The following is a 14,104-nucleotide window of genomic DNA, read 5'->3' as shown; positions in this document are numbered from 1 at the left end:
GGAGGGTCGCTGTGCACATCATGGAAGGTTTTCTGCCGCTCGCGCACACCGTCGGCTGGACGCTGGCGTCGGCGCCCTTCGTCGTCCTCGGCGTGCGCTCGCTGCGCCGGCGGCTGCAGCAGCAGCCGGAACAGCGCATGCTGCTCGGCGTCGCCGCCGCCTTTTCCTTCGTCCTCTCGGCGCTCAAGTTGCCGTCGGTGACCGGCAGCTGTTCGCACCCGACCGGCGTCGGGCTCGGCGCGCTGCTCTTCGGGCCGACGGCGATGGTGCCGGTCGGCCTCGTCGTCCTCCTCTTCCAGGCGCTGCTGCTGGCGCACGGCGGGCTGACGACCCTCGGCGCCAACCTCTTCTCGATGGCCATCGTCGGTTCCTTCGTCGCCGCCGGGCTGTTCCGCGCCGGCCGCCTGTTGCAGTTGCCGCTGGCCGCCTGCGTCTTCGTCGCCACCTGCTGCGCCGACCTCGCCACCTATCTGACGACCTCGCTGCAGCTCGCCTGGGCCTTTCCCGATCCGGTCGGCGGCTTCGCCGCCTCGTTCGCCAAGTTCGCCGGCATCTTCGCCGTCACGCAGATTCCGCTGGCGATCAGCGAGGGCCTGCTGAGCGTGCTCGTGGTCAATGCGCTGCTGCGCTTCAACGGCGACGAACTGAAGGGCATGCCGCTGTTTGCCGGTCGTGAGGTGCGCGCATGAAGAGCCGGAGCTGGTTGCTGATCGCCGCCGTGATGCTCCTGACGGCGTTGCCGCTGTGGCTGGCACCGCGGCCGGCGCCCGGCCCGGACGGCCAGCCGGGCGAGGTGTTCGCCGGCACCGACAGCCAGGCGCAGAAGGCGATCGCCGAGATCGCCCCCGACTACCGTCCGTGGTTCACGCCGCTCCTGGAACCGGCGAGCGGCGAGATCGCCTCGCTCCTCTTCGCCCTGCAGGCGGCCATCGGTGCCGGCATCATCGGTTACTGGCTGGGAGCCGCCGTCACCCGCGACAGGATGCGCCGGGCAGCCGAGCGCGCAGGCTGCGACCGTGCTGATTGAACAGGCGGCCTACGGCAGCCGCTGGCGACGCGTCAGTCCGGCGGCCAAGGCCAGCCTGGCGCTGGCCGGTCTGCTGGCGGCATTCGTCGCCGCGACGCCGGCTGCGGCGGCGGCCGTCGCCCTGCTGCTGGCTCTGGCGACGGTCGTCGGCGCGGGCGTCGCGGTCGGCCTCTACCTGCGGGTGGCGGCACCGGCAGTCGGCTTTCTCGCCCTCGGCAGCCTGTCGCTGCTCGTCGCCGTCGGCACCGATGCCGCCGGCCATCTCGCGTGGGGGCTGGCGCCCGACGCCGCGCCACGCATCGCCGCCGTCGCCGGCCGCTCGCTGGCCTCGCTGGCAGCCCTGCTGCTGCTCGTGCTGACGACGCCGCTGCCCGACCTGATCGGTCTGCTGCGTCGCCTGCGCGTGCCGGAAGTCCTGCTCGACCTGATGGTCCTCTGCTACCGCATGCTCTTCGTCCTCGCGTCCGCCATGCGCGACACGCTGACCGCGCAGTCCGCCCGCCTCGGCTACGCTTCGCTGCGCCACGGCCGGCGCTCGCTCGGCCTGCTGGTCGCCAACCTCGCGCTGCAGACCTGGCAGCGGGCGCAGGCGCTGCACCAGGCGGCCATGGCGCGCAACGGCGGCGGAACCTTGCGCTTCCTGTCGCCGGATTTCGCCAACGCCGGCCGCGACACGCTGCTCGCCGCCGCCGCCGGCAGCGCGCTGGTCGTGCTGGCGGGCCTCGCCTGATGGCGGCCGACGTGCTGCTCGAGGTGCAGGCCGTCGGACACGTCTATGCCGACGACAGCCACGGACTCGCCGACTGTTCGCTGGCCATCCGCCGCGGCAGCCGCAACGCACTGCTCGGCGCCAACGGCTCCGGCAAGACGACGCTGCTGCTGCACCTCAACGGCCTGCTGCAGCCATCGTCGGGCTGCATCCGCATCGACGGCCAACCGCTCGACTACAGCCGCGGCGGACTGACTGCCCTGCGCCGGCGCGTCGGTCTGGTTTTCCAGAACCCCGACCGGCAGCTCTTCTCGGCCAACGTCTTCGAGGACGTGTCGTTCGGCCCGCTCAACCTTGGCCTGGACGAAGCCAGCGTGCGTGCGCGGGTCGCGCAGGCGCTGGCGGCGGTCGGCATGACCGGGCAGGCGGAGCGGCCAGTGCATCACCTGAGCTTCGGCCAGAAGAAGCGCGTCTGCATTGCCGGCGTGCTCGCCATGCAGCCCGAGCTGCTGCTGCTCGACGAGCCGATGGCCGGCCTCGACCCCGGCATGCAGGACGATCTGCTGCGCGTTCTCGACGACCTCGCGGCGCGCGGCATCAGCATCGTTCTCGCCACGCACGACGTCGATTTCGCCTACGGCTGGGCCGACGACATCCACCTGCTGGCCGCCGGTCGCTGCACCGCGTCCTTCGCGGCGGCCCAACTGCCGCTGCAGGAGGCGGCGCTGCGTGCAGCCGGACAGCCACTGCCGGCGGTCGTCACCCTGCACCAGGCGCTGGTCGCCCACGGCGCGCTGCCGGCCGGACCGGTTCCACGCGGCATGCCGCAGTTGCTGGCCCTGCTCGCCATGCCGGCGGCCGCGGAAGACGGCATGAACGAGACGGCACGCGCCTCGCAACGGAGCGCCGCCTGATGGCCGGCAAGGTCTGGTTCGTCGGCGCCGGCCCGGGCGACCCCGACCTCATCACGGTCAAGGGCCGCAAGCTGCTCGAGGAAGCCGGCGCCATCCTCTACGCCGGCTCGCTGGTCGACCAGGCGGCGACACTCTTCGCCCCCACCGGCTGCGCGATCCGCGATTCGAAGGACATGACGCTGGCCGAGATGACCGACTGGCTGCTCGAACAGGCGGCGCGACACGCCACCGTCGTCCGCCTGCAGACCGGCGACCCTGGCCTCTACGGCGCACTGATCGAGATGACGCGGCCGCTGACCGCTGCCGGAATCGGCTGGGCGGTGGTCCCCGGCGTGTCGTCGGCACTGGCGGCCGCCGCCGCCGCCGGCGAAACGCTGACCCTGCCCGAAGTGACGCAGACGGTGATCCTCACCCGTGTCGCCGGCCGCACGCCGATGCCGGCCGGCGAGGAACTCGCGGCGCTCGCCGCGCACCGCACGACGCTCTGCATCTTTCTCTCGATCACCCTGCTGCACCGCGTCCAGGAAGCGTTGCGCGCCGCCGGCTGGGCCGAGGACGCGCCGATCCTGGTCGTGCAGAAGGCGAGCTGGCCGGGCGAGGAGAGGATCGTCCGCGGCACCCTCGCCGACATCAAGCAGAAGTGCCAGGCGGAACGGATCGCCGCGCAGGCGATGATCATCGCCTCGCCGACGCTGGGTGCCGCCGACTGGCCCGACCTCGCCCGTTCCAAGCTCTACGACCCCGCCTTCTCCCACCGCTTCCGCAAAGCCAGCGAGCCCAAGCCATGATATCGGACACCAGCATCCTCCTCGTCGGCCACGGTTCGCGCAACCGCGACGGCAACCGTGAAACGCTGCATTTCGCCGCCCAGTGGCGCGAGCAGCATCCCGACTGGCGTATCGAGGTGTGCTTCATCGAGCACGCCGACGTGCTGCTCGACGAGGGACTCGATCGCGCCGCCCGCGACACCCGGCGCGTCCTCCTCATCCCCTTCATCCTGAATGCCGCCGGCCACGTCAAGATGGAGCTGCCGGCGGCACTCAACCGCGCCCGCCTGCGCCACCCGCAGGTCGAGTTCGCAGTCACCCCACACCTCGGCATGGGGCGACCGATCTTCGCTGTCCTGCAGGCGCAGCTCGAGCGGCTGATGAAGCAGCTGGCGGTGCCCGATCCACGCAGCACCGGCGTCATCCTGCTCGGCCGCGGCTCGTCGGACGCCGGCGCCAACGGCGAGCTGGCGAAGATGGCGCGCTGGATTTTCGAGGCCAGCGAGCACGACCTCGTCGATCTGGCGTTCACCGGCATCACCTGGCCACGACTGGAAACCGCGGTACAGCGCCAGACGCGGCTGGGGATGATGCAGATCTGCATCGTCCCGGTGTATCTGTTCACCGGCGTCCTGATCGAGCGCATCAAGCTGCAGGTCGAGCGCCTGCAGCGGCAGTACCCGCCGATCGCCTTCGCCCTCGGCACGCACTTCGGTTTCGAGCCCGGCATCTTCGAGCTGCTCGACGCCAAGGTCGAAGGACAGGGACTGCCCGAATGCCGCATGCTCGAGTGCGACGGCTGCAAGTATCGCGAACTCGCCGAGGACGGACACCTGCCCGACCACAGCCACACCGCGACCGGCGGCGGGCAGCACGACCATGATCGGGATCATGGACAGCCAGCGGCAGACACGCATCATCACGGCTGTTCGCACAAACCCGCCTGAAAACCCGGAGACACGCCATGACCAGCAACGCCATCACCGAACAGCTCACCGCCGCCGGCCGCGCCATCGAGCACGACTCCTTCGCGATCATCGACGCCGAGGTCGGTCCGCACGGTTACAGCGAGGAGCAGTGGCCGCTCGTGCGCCGCATGATCCACGCCAACGCCGACTTCGAGTTCAACGGCCTCGCCGCCTTCCACCCCGATGCCATGCGCGCCGGCCTCGACGCCGTCCTCAACGGTCCGCGGGCGATCGTCGCCGATGTCGAGATGATCTGCGTCGGCCTCTCGGCGCCCCGCCTGCAGCACTTCGGACTGAGCCCGCGGCACTACATTTCCGACGCCGACGTCATCGAGCGGGCGCGCGCCGGGAACACGACCCGCGCCGTGCAGGCGATGCGCAAGGCGTGGCGGCTGGGCGAACTCGACGGCGCGATCGTCGGCATCGGCAACGCGCCGACGGCGCTGATCGAGGTCGTGCGACTGATCCGCGAACACGACGTGCGGCCGGCGCTGGTCATCGGCATGCCGGTCGGTTTCGTCTCGGCGGCCGAGTCGAAGGATCTCCTGCACACACTCGGCGAAGTGCCCTGGATCACGGTCAAGGGACGCAAGGGTGGGTCGACGCTGGTCGTCGCCGCCATCCATGCGCTGCTGTCGCTCGCCGAGGCGACGCAGAGACAACGGGCGGCATGAGCGGAAAGGTCCGCAAGGGCGACACCCGGCGCAAGCGCGGCAACCGGACCGGCTTCACCACCGGCGCCTGCTCGGCGGCGGCGGCGCGCGCCGCGACCTGCGGGCTGCTCGACGGTGAAGTGCCGGCGAGCGTCGTCTGCCGGCTGCCGAACGGTCGTGAGGTGATCTTTGCGGTCATCGACGGCCGCGTCGACGGCGAAGGCAGCGACCGCGTCGCCCATGCGGCCGTCGTCAAGGATGCTGGCGACGACCCGGACGCGACGCACGGCGCCCACCTCACCGCCGACGTCCGCCGGCTGCCGCAGCGCGCCGGCGAGATCAGCCTGTGCGGCGGACCCGGCGTCGGCGTCGTCACGCGCGAGGGGCTCGGTCTGGCAGTCGGCGGGCCGGCGATCAACCCCGTGCCGCAGCGGAACATCCGCGACAACGTCCGCGCGGTCGCCGCCGAAATCCTGGCCGTCGATGGCATCGAGGTGCGCATCTCGGTGCCCGGCGGCGAGCAGATGGCGAAGAAGACGCTGAACGCCCGCCTGGGGATCCTCGACGGCATCTCGATCCTCGGCACCACCGGCATCGTCCGGCCCTACTCGACCGCCGCATTTCGCGCCAGCGTCGTGCAGGCGATCGATGTCGCCGCCGCGCAGGGGCAGAGCAGCGTCGTCCTCACCACCGGCGGTCGCAGCGAGAAGTTCGCCATGCGCCAGTTGCCGGCCCTTGACGAGGCCTGCTTCGTGCAGATGGGCGATTTCGTCAAGGCCGCCTTCACCACCGCCATCAGGCGCCACATGCGCGAAGTCCATGTCGGCGCCATGGTCGGCAAGCTGACCAAGATGAGCCAGGGGCTGGCGGTGACCCACGCCTGGCGGGCCGAAGTGGACCGCGAGATCCTGGCCGACGCGGCGCGCGCCGTTGCCGCCCCGGCCGACCTGATCGCCGCCATCCGGGCCGCCGAGACCGCCCGTTTCGCCGCCGAGAAGCTCGCCATCCTCGGACTGACGGTTCCCTTCCACCGCGAGCTGGCGAGCCGGGCGATCCGCAGCCTCAAGCGCCAGTACCCCGGCGACTACCGGCTGTCGATACTCGTCTGCGACTTCGACGGCCGCTTCATCTGCCGGGTCGATGAACATGAAGCCCTCTGAGCCGGCACCGCAACCGACCTGTACCGTCGTCGGCATCCTCGACGACGGCTGGGACGGCCTCTCCGGCAGCGCGCGTGACTGCCTGCGCGCTGCCGCGCTGGTGATCGGCGTCGAGCGGACGCTGCAGCTCGTGCGGCATGAACTGGCAGCGAGCAGCGAACTGCGCCCGCTCGACGGCGCCCTCGCGCTGTGCGCGGGCTGGATTCGCGACGCCCTCGCCGCCGGCCGCAGAGTCGCCGTGCTGGCGACCGGCGATCCGCTCTGCCACGGCATCGGCAGCACGCTGATCGACCGCCTGCCCGGACTGCAGGTCGCCGTGCTGCCGGCGCCATCGACGCTGCAGATCGCCTGCGCGCGTTTCGGCAAGGCCTGGCAGGACATGACGATCGCCTCGTGCCACAGCCTGGATGCCGGCGAATGGACCGTCGGCGCGACCCCGGACCACGGCCTCTATCCGGTGCTGCGGGCGATCGCGCTGCACCGCCGCGTCTTCGTCTTCACCAGTCCGGCCAACGGCCCGGCGCGGCTGGCGCGCGCGCTGCTCGCCGCCGGCCATGGCGACGGGCTACGCCTGTCGGTCGCCAGCCGCCTGCTGCTGCCGGATGAGACGCTGCATGCGCAACTCTCGGCAGCGACAGCGGCGACGATGCACTTCGCCGAGCCGAGCGTCGTCCTCGTCGAACGCGATGAACCGGTGGCCGGCCCGGCGTTCGGCCGCGAGGACGACGAGTACCTGCAGCGCACGCCGGCCAACGGGCTGATCACCAAGCTCGAGGCGCGTGCCGTATCGCTCGCCAAGCTGCGCCTGACGGCAGCGGCAACCGTCTGGGACATCGGCGCCGGCTCCGGAGCGGTCGGCCTCGAATGCGCGCGACTGGCGCCGCAGGGCCACGTCTGGGCGATCGAGAAGAACGCCGCCGATGCCGCCATCGCACGCGCCAACGCCGCCCGCCTGCGCATCGGCAACTACACGCTGATCGCGGGGCGGGCGCCCGCCGGCCTCGCCGACTGGCCCGACCCCGACGCGGTGTTCATTGGCGGCTCCGGCGGCGAACTCGGCGAACTGGTCCGCCTCATCCTCGGCCGCCTGCGAGCGGGCGGCCGGCTGGTGATGAACTTCGTGACCCTCGAGAACCTGGCCACCGCGACCAGCAGCCTGCAGGCTGCCGGCGCCGCCTGGGAGGTCGTCCAGCTGCAGGCCAGCCGCAGCCAGCCAATCCTCGGCCTGCACCGGCTGGCGGCGCAGAACCCGGTCTGGATCGTCACCGCCCGCAACCCTGAAAAGGAAGAAGCATGAACGCAGCCCCCCGTTTCGGCAAGCTGATCGGCGCCTCGCTCGGCCCCGGCGACCCGCAGATGATCACCCGCCGCGCCTGGACGGCGCTGCAGTCCAACGCCCGCTGGCTGTACCCGGTGAAGAAGGCCGAGGAGTCGTCGTACGCGCTGGCGATCGTCGAGCGCGGCGGCCTCAGCATTCCGGCCGACGCCGAGCAGCTCGTCTTCCCGATGACCCGCGACCCGGAGATCCTCGGCAAGGCCTGGGCACGCGCAGCGGTGCGCACCGTCGAGCTGCTCGCCGAGGGCCGCGACCTGCTGTTCCTGGTCGAAGGCGACGCATCGACCTTCTCGACCTTCGGCCACCTTGCCCGCGTCGTCCGCGAACTGGCGCCGCAGGTCGAGGTGGAGACGATTCCGGGCGTCTCGTCGTTCGCCGCCGCCGCCGCAGCGACCGGCACGACGCTCGCCGAGGAGGACGAGACCTTCGCCATCATTCCCGCCGCCTACGGCGTCGCGGTCATCGACCGGTTGCTCGACGAGTTCGACACGTTGGCGCTGCTGAAGGTCAAACCGCTGCTCGACGAGATCATCGAACTGCTCGCGCGCCGCGATCTGCTCACCACCTCCTGCTTCATCGAGAAGGTCGGTGCGCCCGACGAACGGGTCGTGCGCGACCTCGACAGCCTCCGTGGCAGCAAGGCCAACTACCTGTCGCTGCTGCTGGTGCAGAACCCGAAACGGCAGCGCGGCGAACTGCGACGCGGCTGCCGCAGCCACCAGGAGGCGGCGGCAGCCGCCGCTGCCGGCAACTGATGGCCGCCAGCCGGAGCGTGCGGCCATGAGGATCGCCATCGTCGCCATCACGCGCCACGGCATCGCGCTCGCCGGACGCGTCGTCGCCGCCCTGCCCGGCGCCCAGCTCTTCGCCCCCGACAAGTTCCGCGCCGAGGCCGAGAACGCCGCCGCCGGCGCCGCGCACTGCTATGCGGGCAAGGTCGGCGACCAGGTGCCGGCGCTCTTCGCCGCCTTCGACGGCATCGTCGCCATCGTCTCGCTCGGCGCCGTCGTCCGCCTGATCGCGCCGCACCTGCGCAGCAAGGAGAGCGACCCGGCGGTAGTCGTCGTCGACGAGGCCGGCCGGTTCACGATTCCCGTGCTCTCCGGCCACCTCGGCGGTGCCAATGCGCTCGCCGGACACCTGGCGACGGCCCTCGCGGCGACACCGGTGGTGACCACCGCGTCGGACGCCCGCGCGACGATCGCCGTCGATCTGCTCGGACGCGAGCTCGGCTGGGAACTGCAGGCGAGCCATGCGGAACTGGTCCACTGCAGCGCCGCGATGGTCAACGACGAGCCGGTGGCGCTAGTCCAGGAAGCCGGCAGCACGGACTGGTGGACGCGGCACGCCAACGGTCGCGGCGGTCCGCTGCCGGCCAACGTCGTCCGCTTCGCCCGGCTCGAGGACGTCGCCATCGACGACTTCGCCGCCGTCCTCTGGATCAGCCGCCGGACCATGCCCGCCGACCCCGACGCCCGCCTGGCCGGCCGCTGCGTCCGCTACCGGCCGCCGCCGCAGCCCACCGGCGCGGTGCCGGCAACAGCGCTGGCACTCGGCATCGGCTGCGACCGCGGCACTCCCGCCAGCACCATCGCGCAGGCGATCGGCGAAGCGCTCGCCGCCTGCGGGGGCACGATCGAGGATGTGCGCGCCGTCGCCTCGATCGACCTCAAGGCCGACGAGCCGGGACTCGCCGAAGTGGCGCGCGCGAACGGCTGGACCGTCGCCTTCTATCGGGCTGCCGAACTGGCGGTGATCGACGTGCCCAATCCATCGCCAACCGTGCAGCGCCACACCGGCACGCCGTCGGTCTCTGAGGCGGCGGCCCTGCTCGCCGCGGGCACCGACCACCGCCACCTGCTCATCGAAAAACACCGGCTGCGCGGCCCCGACGGGCGCAACGCCACCGTCTCCATCGCCAGGATCCCTGCATGACGCCAGACACCCGCACAGCACCCGCCACGCCGACCGGCAAGATCATGCTCGTCGGCCTCGGACCCGGCAGCCTCGGCCACCTGACCGGGCGTGCGCGCGCGGCGATCGCCGAGGCCGACACGGTGATCGGCTACGCCACCTACATCCGCCTCGTCGCCGACCTGCTGGTCGGCAAGGAGGTGATCAGGAAGTCGATGACCGAGGAGCTCGACCGCGCCGTCGAGGCGCTCGCGCGAGCGCGCCAGGGCCGCAAGGTGGCGATCGTCTCCTCCGGCGACGCCGGCGTCTACGGCATGGCCGGGCCGACCTTCGAGGTGCTCTTCGACGCCGGCTGGACCCCCGAATCGGCGATCGAGGTCGAGATCGTTCCCGGTGCCTCGGCCCTCAACACCTGTGCCGCGCTCGTCGGCGCGCCGCTGACGCACGATTTCTGCGCCATCTCGCTGTCCGACCTGCTCACCCCCTGGCCGACGATCGCCCGCCGTCTCGACGCCGTCGCCTACGCCGACTTCGTCGTTGCCCTGTACAACCCGAAGAGCGGGCGGCGCACGCGGCAGATCGCCGAGGCGCAGCGCATCTTCCTGCGCCACCGCGATCCGCAGACGCCGGTGGCGATCGTCAAGTCCGCCTACCGCCCGAAGCAGCGGGTCGAGTTCAGTACCCTCGAGACCATGGGCGACGCCGACATCGGCATGCTGACGACGGTGCTGATCGGCAACTCGAGCACCTTCGTCCGCGACGGACTGATGGTCACGCCACGCGGCTACGCCAACAAGTACGCCGTCGCCGACGGCGAGCGCGCCACCCGTGGCGGCGAGCAGGCCGGCCGCTCTCTGTCGACCGGACTCGACGGCTGGATCGCCACCGTCCAGCAGAGCGGCCGCTCGGCCGCCGAACTGGCACGCGAATACCGCCTGCCGGCCGACTACATCCAGTCAGTGCTCGATGCGCCGCTGGCGGCTGCGGTAGACTGAGACCACCGGCGCCGGCCAGTCGTCGGCTACCACCAGCACCGCAAGTCGCGCCGGCTTCCGCCGCGCGGCGGTCGATGAAATCGGGAGATGTCGATCACCATTGCAGCGCCCCCGATGCGCCGCGTCGTCCTGCACAGACGGAGGAATACAAAGGATGCGACCGACGCAACCGACGCGCAAACGCCTGCTGGCAGGGCTGGCGGTATTCCTGTTCATGCTCGCGGTGGTAGCTTGCGCAGTTGCCCTGCTGCTCGCCGGCGAGCCCACCGGCGGGACTTTCGCGGACAGAGTGGTCAAGCTGATACCGGTGGTCCTCGTGGCCTCGGGAACGGCGTGCTGGGTGTTGTTCAGACTCGATGCGCTTTATGTTCAGGCGACGTTGCGCATGGCCGAACAACTTGCCGCAGCACTGGCGCACAGCGACCTGAGAGTTGGCCGCTATCAGGCTCCCGAACTCGAGCAGTTGGCAAAGACGGCCAATCAACTGCTCGCCCAGCGCGAAGCAGACCGTGACGATGTCGCCGAGCGCTTCCGCGCAACACAGGCATCGCTCGAGGAAGAACGCAGCCGATTGAGCGCGTTGATGGCTGACCTGAGCCAGAGTGTCGTCGTCTGCAACCTGGATGGTCGTGTGCTGCTCTACAACCAACGGGCAAAGCAGGAACTCTCGACGGGGCCGAAAGGCGAGAAGACCGAGTTGCTTGGCCTTGGCCGTTCGATCTATGCGGTCCTGGATCGCGCAGTCATCGGCTACGCGATTGCCCGCCTGCAGCAAGCCAGTGCTGCAGCGGGTTCCCGGCACGCAGGGAGAGTCGTCGGCTCCACCGACTTTGTCACCGGAACTGCCACCGGTCGTTTGCTGCGTGCGCACATGTCGCCGGTCCTGAGCGATGCGGGTCGGCGTCATTCCGAGGGCGAAGCGACATCGATTACCGGTTTCGTCCTCGTTCTCGATGACGTGACGACAACCAGCGAGCGCCACACGCGGCGGGACGCGGTGATCCAGTCACTGATCGAAGGATGCCGCGGGCCGCTGGGCAGTGTTCGCGCGGCAGCCGAGATGCTCTGCGATTTCCCGGACATGTTGAGCGAAGAGAAGGACCGTTTCATGCGCGTGATTCGCGACGAAGCAACCGCGCTGTCGTCGCAGTTCGAGAAGGCTGCGCGCGCGTTTTCGAGTGACCTGCGCGAGCGCTGGGTGCTCGAGGAGATCAGTGGTGCGGAAATCCTGCTGGCGACGGCCGGCGGCATTCAAGAGAAACGCGGCGGCGGGCGGCCTCCACTAGCCGTCAAGACCGAGCATGTGGAAAAGGGTCTGTGGCTGCGCGTGGACAGTTTCGCCTTGCTGCAGGCACTGCGTTATCTAGCCCTTCGCCTGCAGGACGAGTACCGGATCCCTGAAGTGCGCCTGTCGCTGACCCGCAGCGGACACCTGGCGCAACTCGACCTGTCGTGGCCCGGCACCTTCATGAACAACGAAACGGCGATGAGCTGGTTGCAGGATCCGATGAACGTCCCCGGCAAGTCAGCTTCGTTGAGTGTGACCGATGTCATCGAGCGCTGCAACGGCGACATCTGGTTTCAGCGCGAACGGGTGTCCCATCGTGCCTTTTTCAGGACCGTGTTGCCACTGACCGCGGCACCCGGGAATCTGCCCATGCCGATGATCGCGGCAACGGCGGGAGAGCGTCCGGAGTTCTACGATTTCGATCTGTTTGATTGGTCGGCAGGCAGTCACGAACTCGATGATCTGCCACTCAGCGAACTCGCCTACACGGTTTTCGATACCGAGACGACCGGTCTGCAACCGTCGCAAGGCGACGAGATCATCCAGATCGGAGCGACGCGCGTCGTCAACAGTCGCCTCCTGCGGCACGAGTGCTTCGATCAGCTGGTCAAGCCACAGGTACGCCTGTCACCGGGATCCATCGCGGTGCACGGCCTTACGCGCGAACTGCTGGCTGGCCAGCCGAGCATCGATGCCGTCTTGCCGAGGTTCCACGCCTTTTGTGCCGATACCGTACTGGTCGGCCACAACGCGGCTTTCGACCTGCGCTTCATGCAACTCCAGGAGAAGCGAACCGGGGTGCATTTCGAGCAACCGGTGCTCGATACCCTGTTGCTCTCCTCCGTCCTTCACCCGAATCAGGCAACGCACCAACTCGAAGCGATCGCCGAACGGATGGGGGTGCCGGTGATGGGACGGCACACGGCGCTCGGCGACGCGTTGGTGACCGCCGAGATCTTCCTCAAGATGCTGCCGCTACTCGCCGAGATGGGAGTCAAGACACTGCGTCAGGCGCGCGAGGCAAGCCAGAGAAGCTACCTAGCACGGGTCAGGTACTGAGACCCTGACCGCTGTCGACGCCGTCGGTGGGCCCCGACGATGCCCTCGGGGTGAAGAACGATGATCACGTCAATCCGGAGCGGCAGCACGCCAGGAATCTCCGGGAGGAACGGCCCGCCGTGCCGGCCACGACGGCATCACCATTGCGGGCGCCGATGCCGGGCAGGGCAAGGAACATCTGGCACATCGGCTAGAATGGTCCAGGCATGATCCGTGGAATCCTCCTGCGCAGCGTCGCCGGAATGGAGGCAAACCACGAGCGGAAATGCCGGGCAGGTGGATTTCCGACCACAGGGACAGCCGACAGCCAACCGCCCCTTCGGGGCTTGGCGCAACGGAGTGCGCGACAGAATGGACAGACTTCATCACATGCAGGTACTGGTGGCCGTGGTTGATGCCAACGGCTTCGCCGGCGCGGCGCGCAAGCTGAACCTGTCACCATCGGCGGTGACGCGAGCCATCAACGAACTCGAACGGCAGCTGGGCGTTCGTCTGCTGGCGCGCAGCACGCGCATCGTCCGGGTGACTGACGCCGGCGCACGCTATGCCGATGACTGTCGGCGCATTCTGGCGGACGTCGCCGAGGCGGACGAGTCGGTCGGCGGCACGCACAGGGCACTGCGCGGACGCCTGACGCTGACTGCACCGGTGCTGTTCGGTGCCCAGTTCGTCACTCCCATCGTCAGCGAATACCTGTTGCGCTATCCCGAGGTCAGCGCCGTCTGCCTGTTTCTCGATCGTGTGATCAACATGCTCGACGAAGGTGTCGATGTCGCGGTGCGCATCGGCGAACTGGCCGACTCCTCGCTGCAGGCCTTGCCGGTTGGACGCGTGCGCCGGGTCATTTGCGCCGCCCCGGCCTATCTTCGCCAGTGCGGCGAGCCGCGTACGCCCGATGATCTGGTCGGCCACCGGATCGTCTCGGCGGCGGGCGTCACGCCGACGCCGGAATGGCGGCTGATCGAGGACGGTTCACCACGCGTGGTCAAGCTGCAGGCGCGGATGACCACCACCAGCAACGACTCGGCGGTGGCGGCCGCCTTGGGCGGTTTGGGCCTGACCCGTCTGCTCTCCTACCAGGTCGCTGAACACTTGCGCAGCGGCCGGCTGCAAGCCGTGCTCAGCGACTTCGAGCCACCCGCGCTGCCCGTGCACGTGCTGCACCGCGAGGGACGGCATGCCTCAAAGAGGGTACGCGCGTTTCTTGATCTGGCGGTCGAACGTTTGCGGGCGGATCCGGCGCTGAACTGAGTCGGCGTTCGCTCGCGGCCTGAACCCGGTCGGTGAGCCGACGGTTTGTGGCTGCCCGGGCGC

General features: G+C 69.7%; 14 protein-coding genes. All 14 read left to right on the top strand.

All coding sequences use genetic code 11. The annotated features are described in order from the left end of the window. The first annotated feature begins 11 nt into the window (after window positions 1–11). The 14 genes from HT579_08510 (at window position 12) to HT579_08445 (ending at window position 14,041) form a co-directional block, all read left to right on the top strand. A complete protein-coding gene (locus tag HT579_08510; GenBank protein ID QKS28945.1) occupies window positions 12–689 on the top strand; it encodes an energy-coupling factor ABC transporter permease in 678 nt (225 codons plus the stop codon). Then, window positions 686–1,027, top strand: a complete 342-nt coding sequence (locus HT579_08505) for an energy-coupling factor ABC transporter substrate-binding protein (GenBank protein ID QKS28944.1) — start codon at window positions 686–688, stop codon at window positions 1,025–1,027. Before HT579_08510 ends, HT579_08505 begins: the two co-directional genes overlap by 4 nt. Further along, on the top strand, window positions 1,017–1,757 hold the full coding sequence (gene cbiQ / locus HT579_08500) for a cobalt ECF transporter T component CbiQ (GenBank protein ID QKS28943.1): 741 nt from the start codon (window positions 1,017–1,019) through the stop codon (window positions 1,755–1,757). The genes HT579_08505 and cbiQ overlap by 11 nt, the downstream gene beginning before the upstream one ends. Continuing rightward, window positions 1,757–2,650 carry an ABC transporter ATP-binding protein gene (locus tag HT579_08495; protein ID QKS28942.1) on the top strand — a complete coding sequence of 298 codons (894 nt, stop codon included), beginning with the start codon at window positions 1,757–1,759 and terminating at the stop codon, window positions 2,648–2,650. Before cbiQ ends, HT579_08495 begins: the two co-directional genes overlap by 1 nt. Next, the gene (cobM, locus tag HT579_08490; GenBank protein QKS28941.1) at window positions 2,650–3,438 is read left to right on the top strand and encodes a precorrin-4 C(11)-methyltransferase; all 789 of its coding nucleotides are present in this window, start codon (window positions 2,650–2,652) and stop codon (window positions 3,436–3,438) included. The genes HT579_08495 and cobM overlap by 1 nt, the downstream gene beginning before the upstream one ends. Further along, entirely contained in the window at window positions 3,435–4,364 is a 930-nt protein-coding gene (locus HT579_08485) for a sirohydrochlorin chelatase (GenBank protein ID QKS28940.1), read from the top strand. The genes cobM and HT579_08485 overlap by 4 nt, the downstream gene beginning before the upstream one ends. A 17-nt stretch (window positions 4,365–4,381) precedes the next feature. Next, window positions 4,382–5,059 (top strand): precorrin-8X methylmutase, encoded by a 678-nt coding sequence (locus tag HT579_08480; GenBank protein ID QKS28939.1) that lies wholly within the window; start codon window positions 4,382–4,384, stop codon window positions 5,057–5,059. Beyond that, on the top strand, window positions 5,056–6,198 hold the full coding sequence (locus HT579_08475) for a cobalt-precorrin-5B (C(1))-methyltransferase (GenBank protein QKS28938.1): 1,143 nt from the start codon (window positions 5,056–5,058) through the stop codon (window positions 6,196–6,198). The genes HT579_08480 and HT579_08475 overlap by 4 nt, the downstream gene beginning before the upstream one ends. Next, window positions 6,185–7,495: a precorrin-6y C5,15-methyltransferase (decarboxylating) subunit CbiE gene (gene cbiE, locus HT579_08470; protein ID QKS28937.1), complete on the top strand. Its 1,311-nt coding sequence runs from the start codon at window positions 6,185–6,187 to the stop codon at window positions 7,493–7,495. The genes HT579_08475 and cbiE overlap by 14 nt, the downstream gene beginning before the upstream one ends. Beyond that, window positions 7,492–8,289 (top strand): precorrin-2 C(20)-methyltransferase, encoded by a 798-nt coding sequence (gene cobI / locus HT579_08465; protein QKS28936.1) that lies wholly within the window; start codon window positions 7,492–7,494, stop codon window positions 8,287–8,289. The genes cbiE and cobI overlap by 4 nt, the downstream gene beginning before the upstream one ends. 25 nt (window positions 8,290–8,314) lie before the next feature. Beyond that, the gene (locus HT579_08460; protein ID QKS28935.1) at window positions 8,315–9,469 is read left to right on the top strand and encodes a cobalamin biosynthesis protein; all 1,155 of its coding nucleotides are present in this window, start codon (window positions 8,315–8,317) and stop codon (window positions 9,467–9,469) included. Further along, window positions 9,466–10,443: a precorrin-3B C(17)-methyltransferase gene (gene cobJ, locus HT579_08455; GenBank protein ID QKS28934.1), complete on the top strand. Its 978-nt coding sequence runs from the start codon at window positions 9,466–9,468 to the stop codon at window positions 10,441–10,443. Before HT579_08460 ends, cobJ begins: the two co-directional genes overlap by 4 nt. 154 nt (window positions 10,444–10,597) lie before the next feature. Beyond that, a complete protein-coding gene (locus HT579_08450) occupies window positions 10,598–12,790 on the top strand; it encodes a DNA polymerase III subunit epsilon (protein QKS28933.1) in 2,193 nt (730 codons plus the stop codon). Between the two features lie 351 nt (window positions 12,791–13,141). Further along, complete coding sequence (locus tag HT579_08445) at window positions 13,142–14,041, top strand: LysR family transcriptional regulator (protein ID QKS28932.1); 900 nt, start codon at window positions 13,142–13,144, stop codon at window positions 14,039–14,041. The last annotated feature ends 63 nt before the right edge of the window (window positions 14,042–14,104 follow it).

The sequence above is a fragment of the Candidatus Accumulibacter similis genome, assembly GCA_013347225.1.
Lineage (GTDB): Bacteria > Pseudomonadota > Gammaproteobacteria > Burkholderiales > Rhodocyclaceae > Accumulibacter > Accumulibacter similis.
The sequence above is the reverse complement of the archived record's forward strand: the minus strand, read 5'-3'. Positions and strand labels throughout refer to the sequence as shown.

Bases quoted from the DNA above. Each gene is read 5' to 3' on its own strand.
- HT579_08450 (QKS28933.1), top strand. From the start codon at position 10,598: ATGCGACCGACGCAACCGACGCGCAAACGCCTGCTGGCAGGGCTGGCG.
- cobM (QKS28941.1), top strand. From the start codon at position 2,650: ATGGCCGGCAAGGTCTGGTTCGTCGGCGCCGGCCCGGGCGACCCCGAC.
- HT579_08495 (QKS28942.1), top strand. From the start codon at position 1,757: ATGGCGGCCGACGTGCTGCTCGAGGTGCAGGCCGTCGGACACGTCTAT.
- HT579_08505 (QKS28944.1), top strand. From the start codon at position 686: ATGAAGAGCCGGAGCTGGTTGCTGATCGCCGCCGTGATGCTCCTGACG.
- HT579_08445 (QKS28932.1), top strand. From the start codon at position 13,142: ATGGACAGACTTCATCACATGCAGGTACTGGTGGCCGTGGTTGATGCC.
- HT579_08475 (QKS28938.1), top strand. From the start codon at position 5,056: ATGAGCGGAAAGGTCCGCAAGGGCGACACCCGGCGCAAGCGCGGCAAC.
- HT579_08480 (QKS28939.1), top strand. From the start codon at position 4,382: ATGACCAGCAACGCCATCACCGAACAGCTCACCGCCGCCGGCCGCGCC.
- cobI (QKS28936.1), top strand. From the start codon at position 7,492: ATGAACGCAGCCCCCCGTTTCGGCAAGCTGATCGGCGCCTCGCTCGGC.
- cbiE (QKS28937.1), top strand. From the start codon at position 6,185: ATGAAGCCCTCTGAGCCGGCACCGCAACCGACCTGTACCGTCGTCGGC.
- HT579_08460 (QKS28935.1), top strand. From the start codon at position 8,315: ATGAGGATCGCCATCGTCGCCATCACGCGCCACGGCATCGCGCTCGCC.
- HT579_08485 (QKS28940.1), top strand. From the start codon at position 3,435: ATGATATCGGACACCAGCATCCTCCTCGTCGGCCACGGTTCGCGCAAC.
- cobJ (QKS28934.1), top strand. From the start codon at position 9,466: ATGACGCCAGACACCCGCACAGCACCCGCCACGCCGACCGGCAAGATC.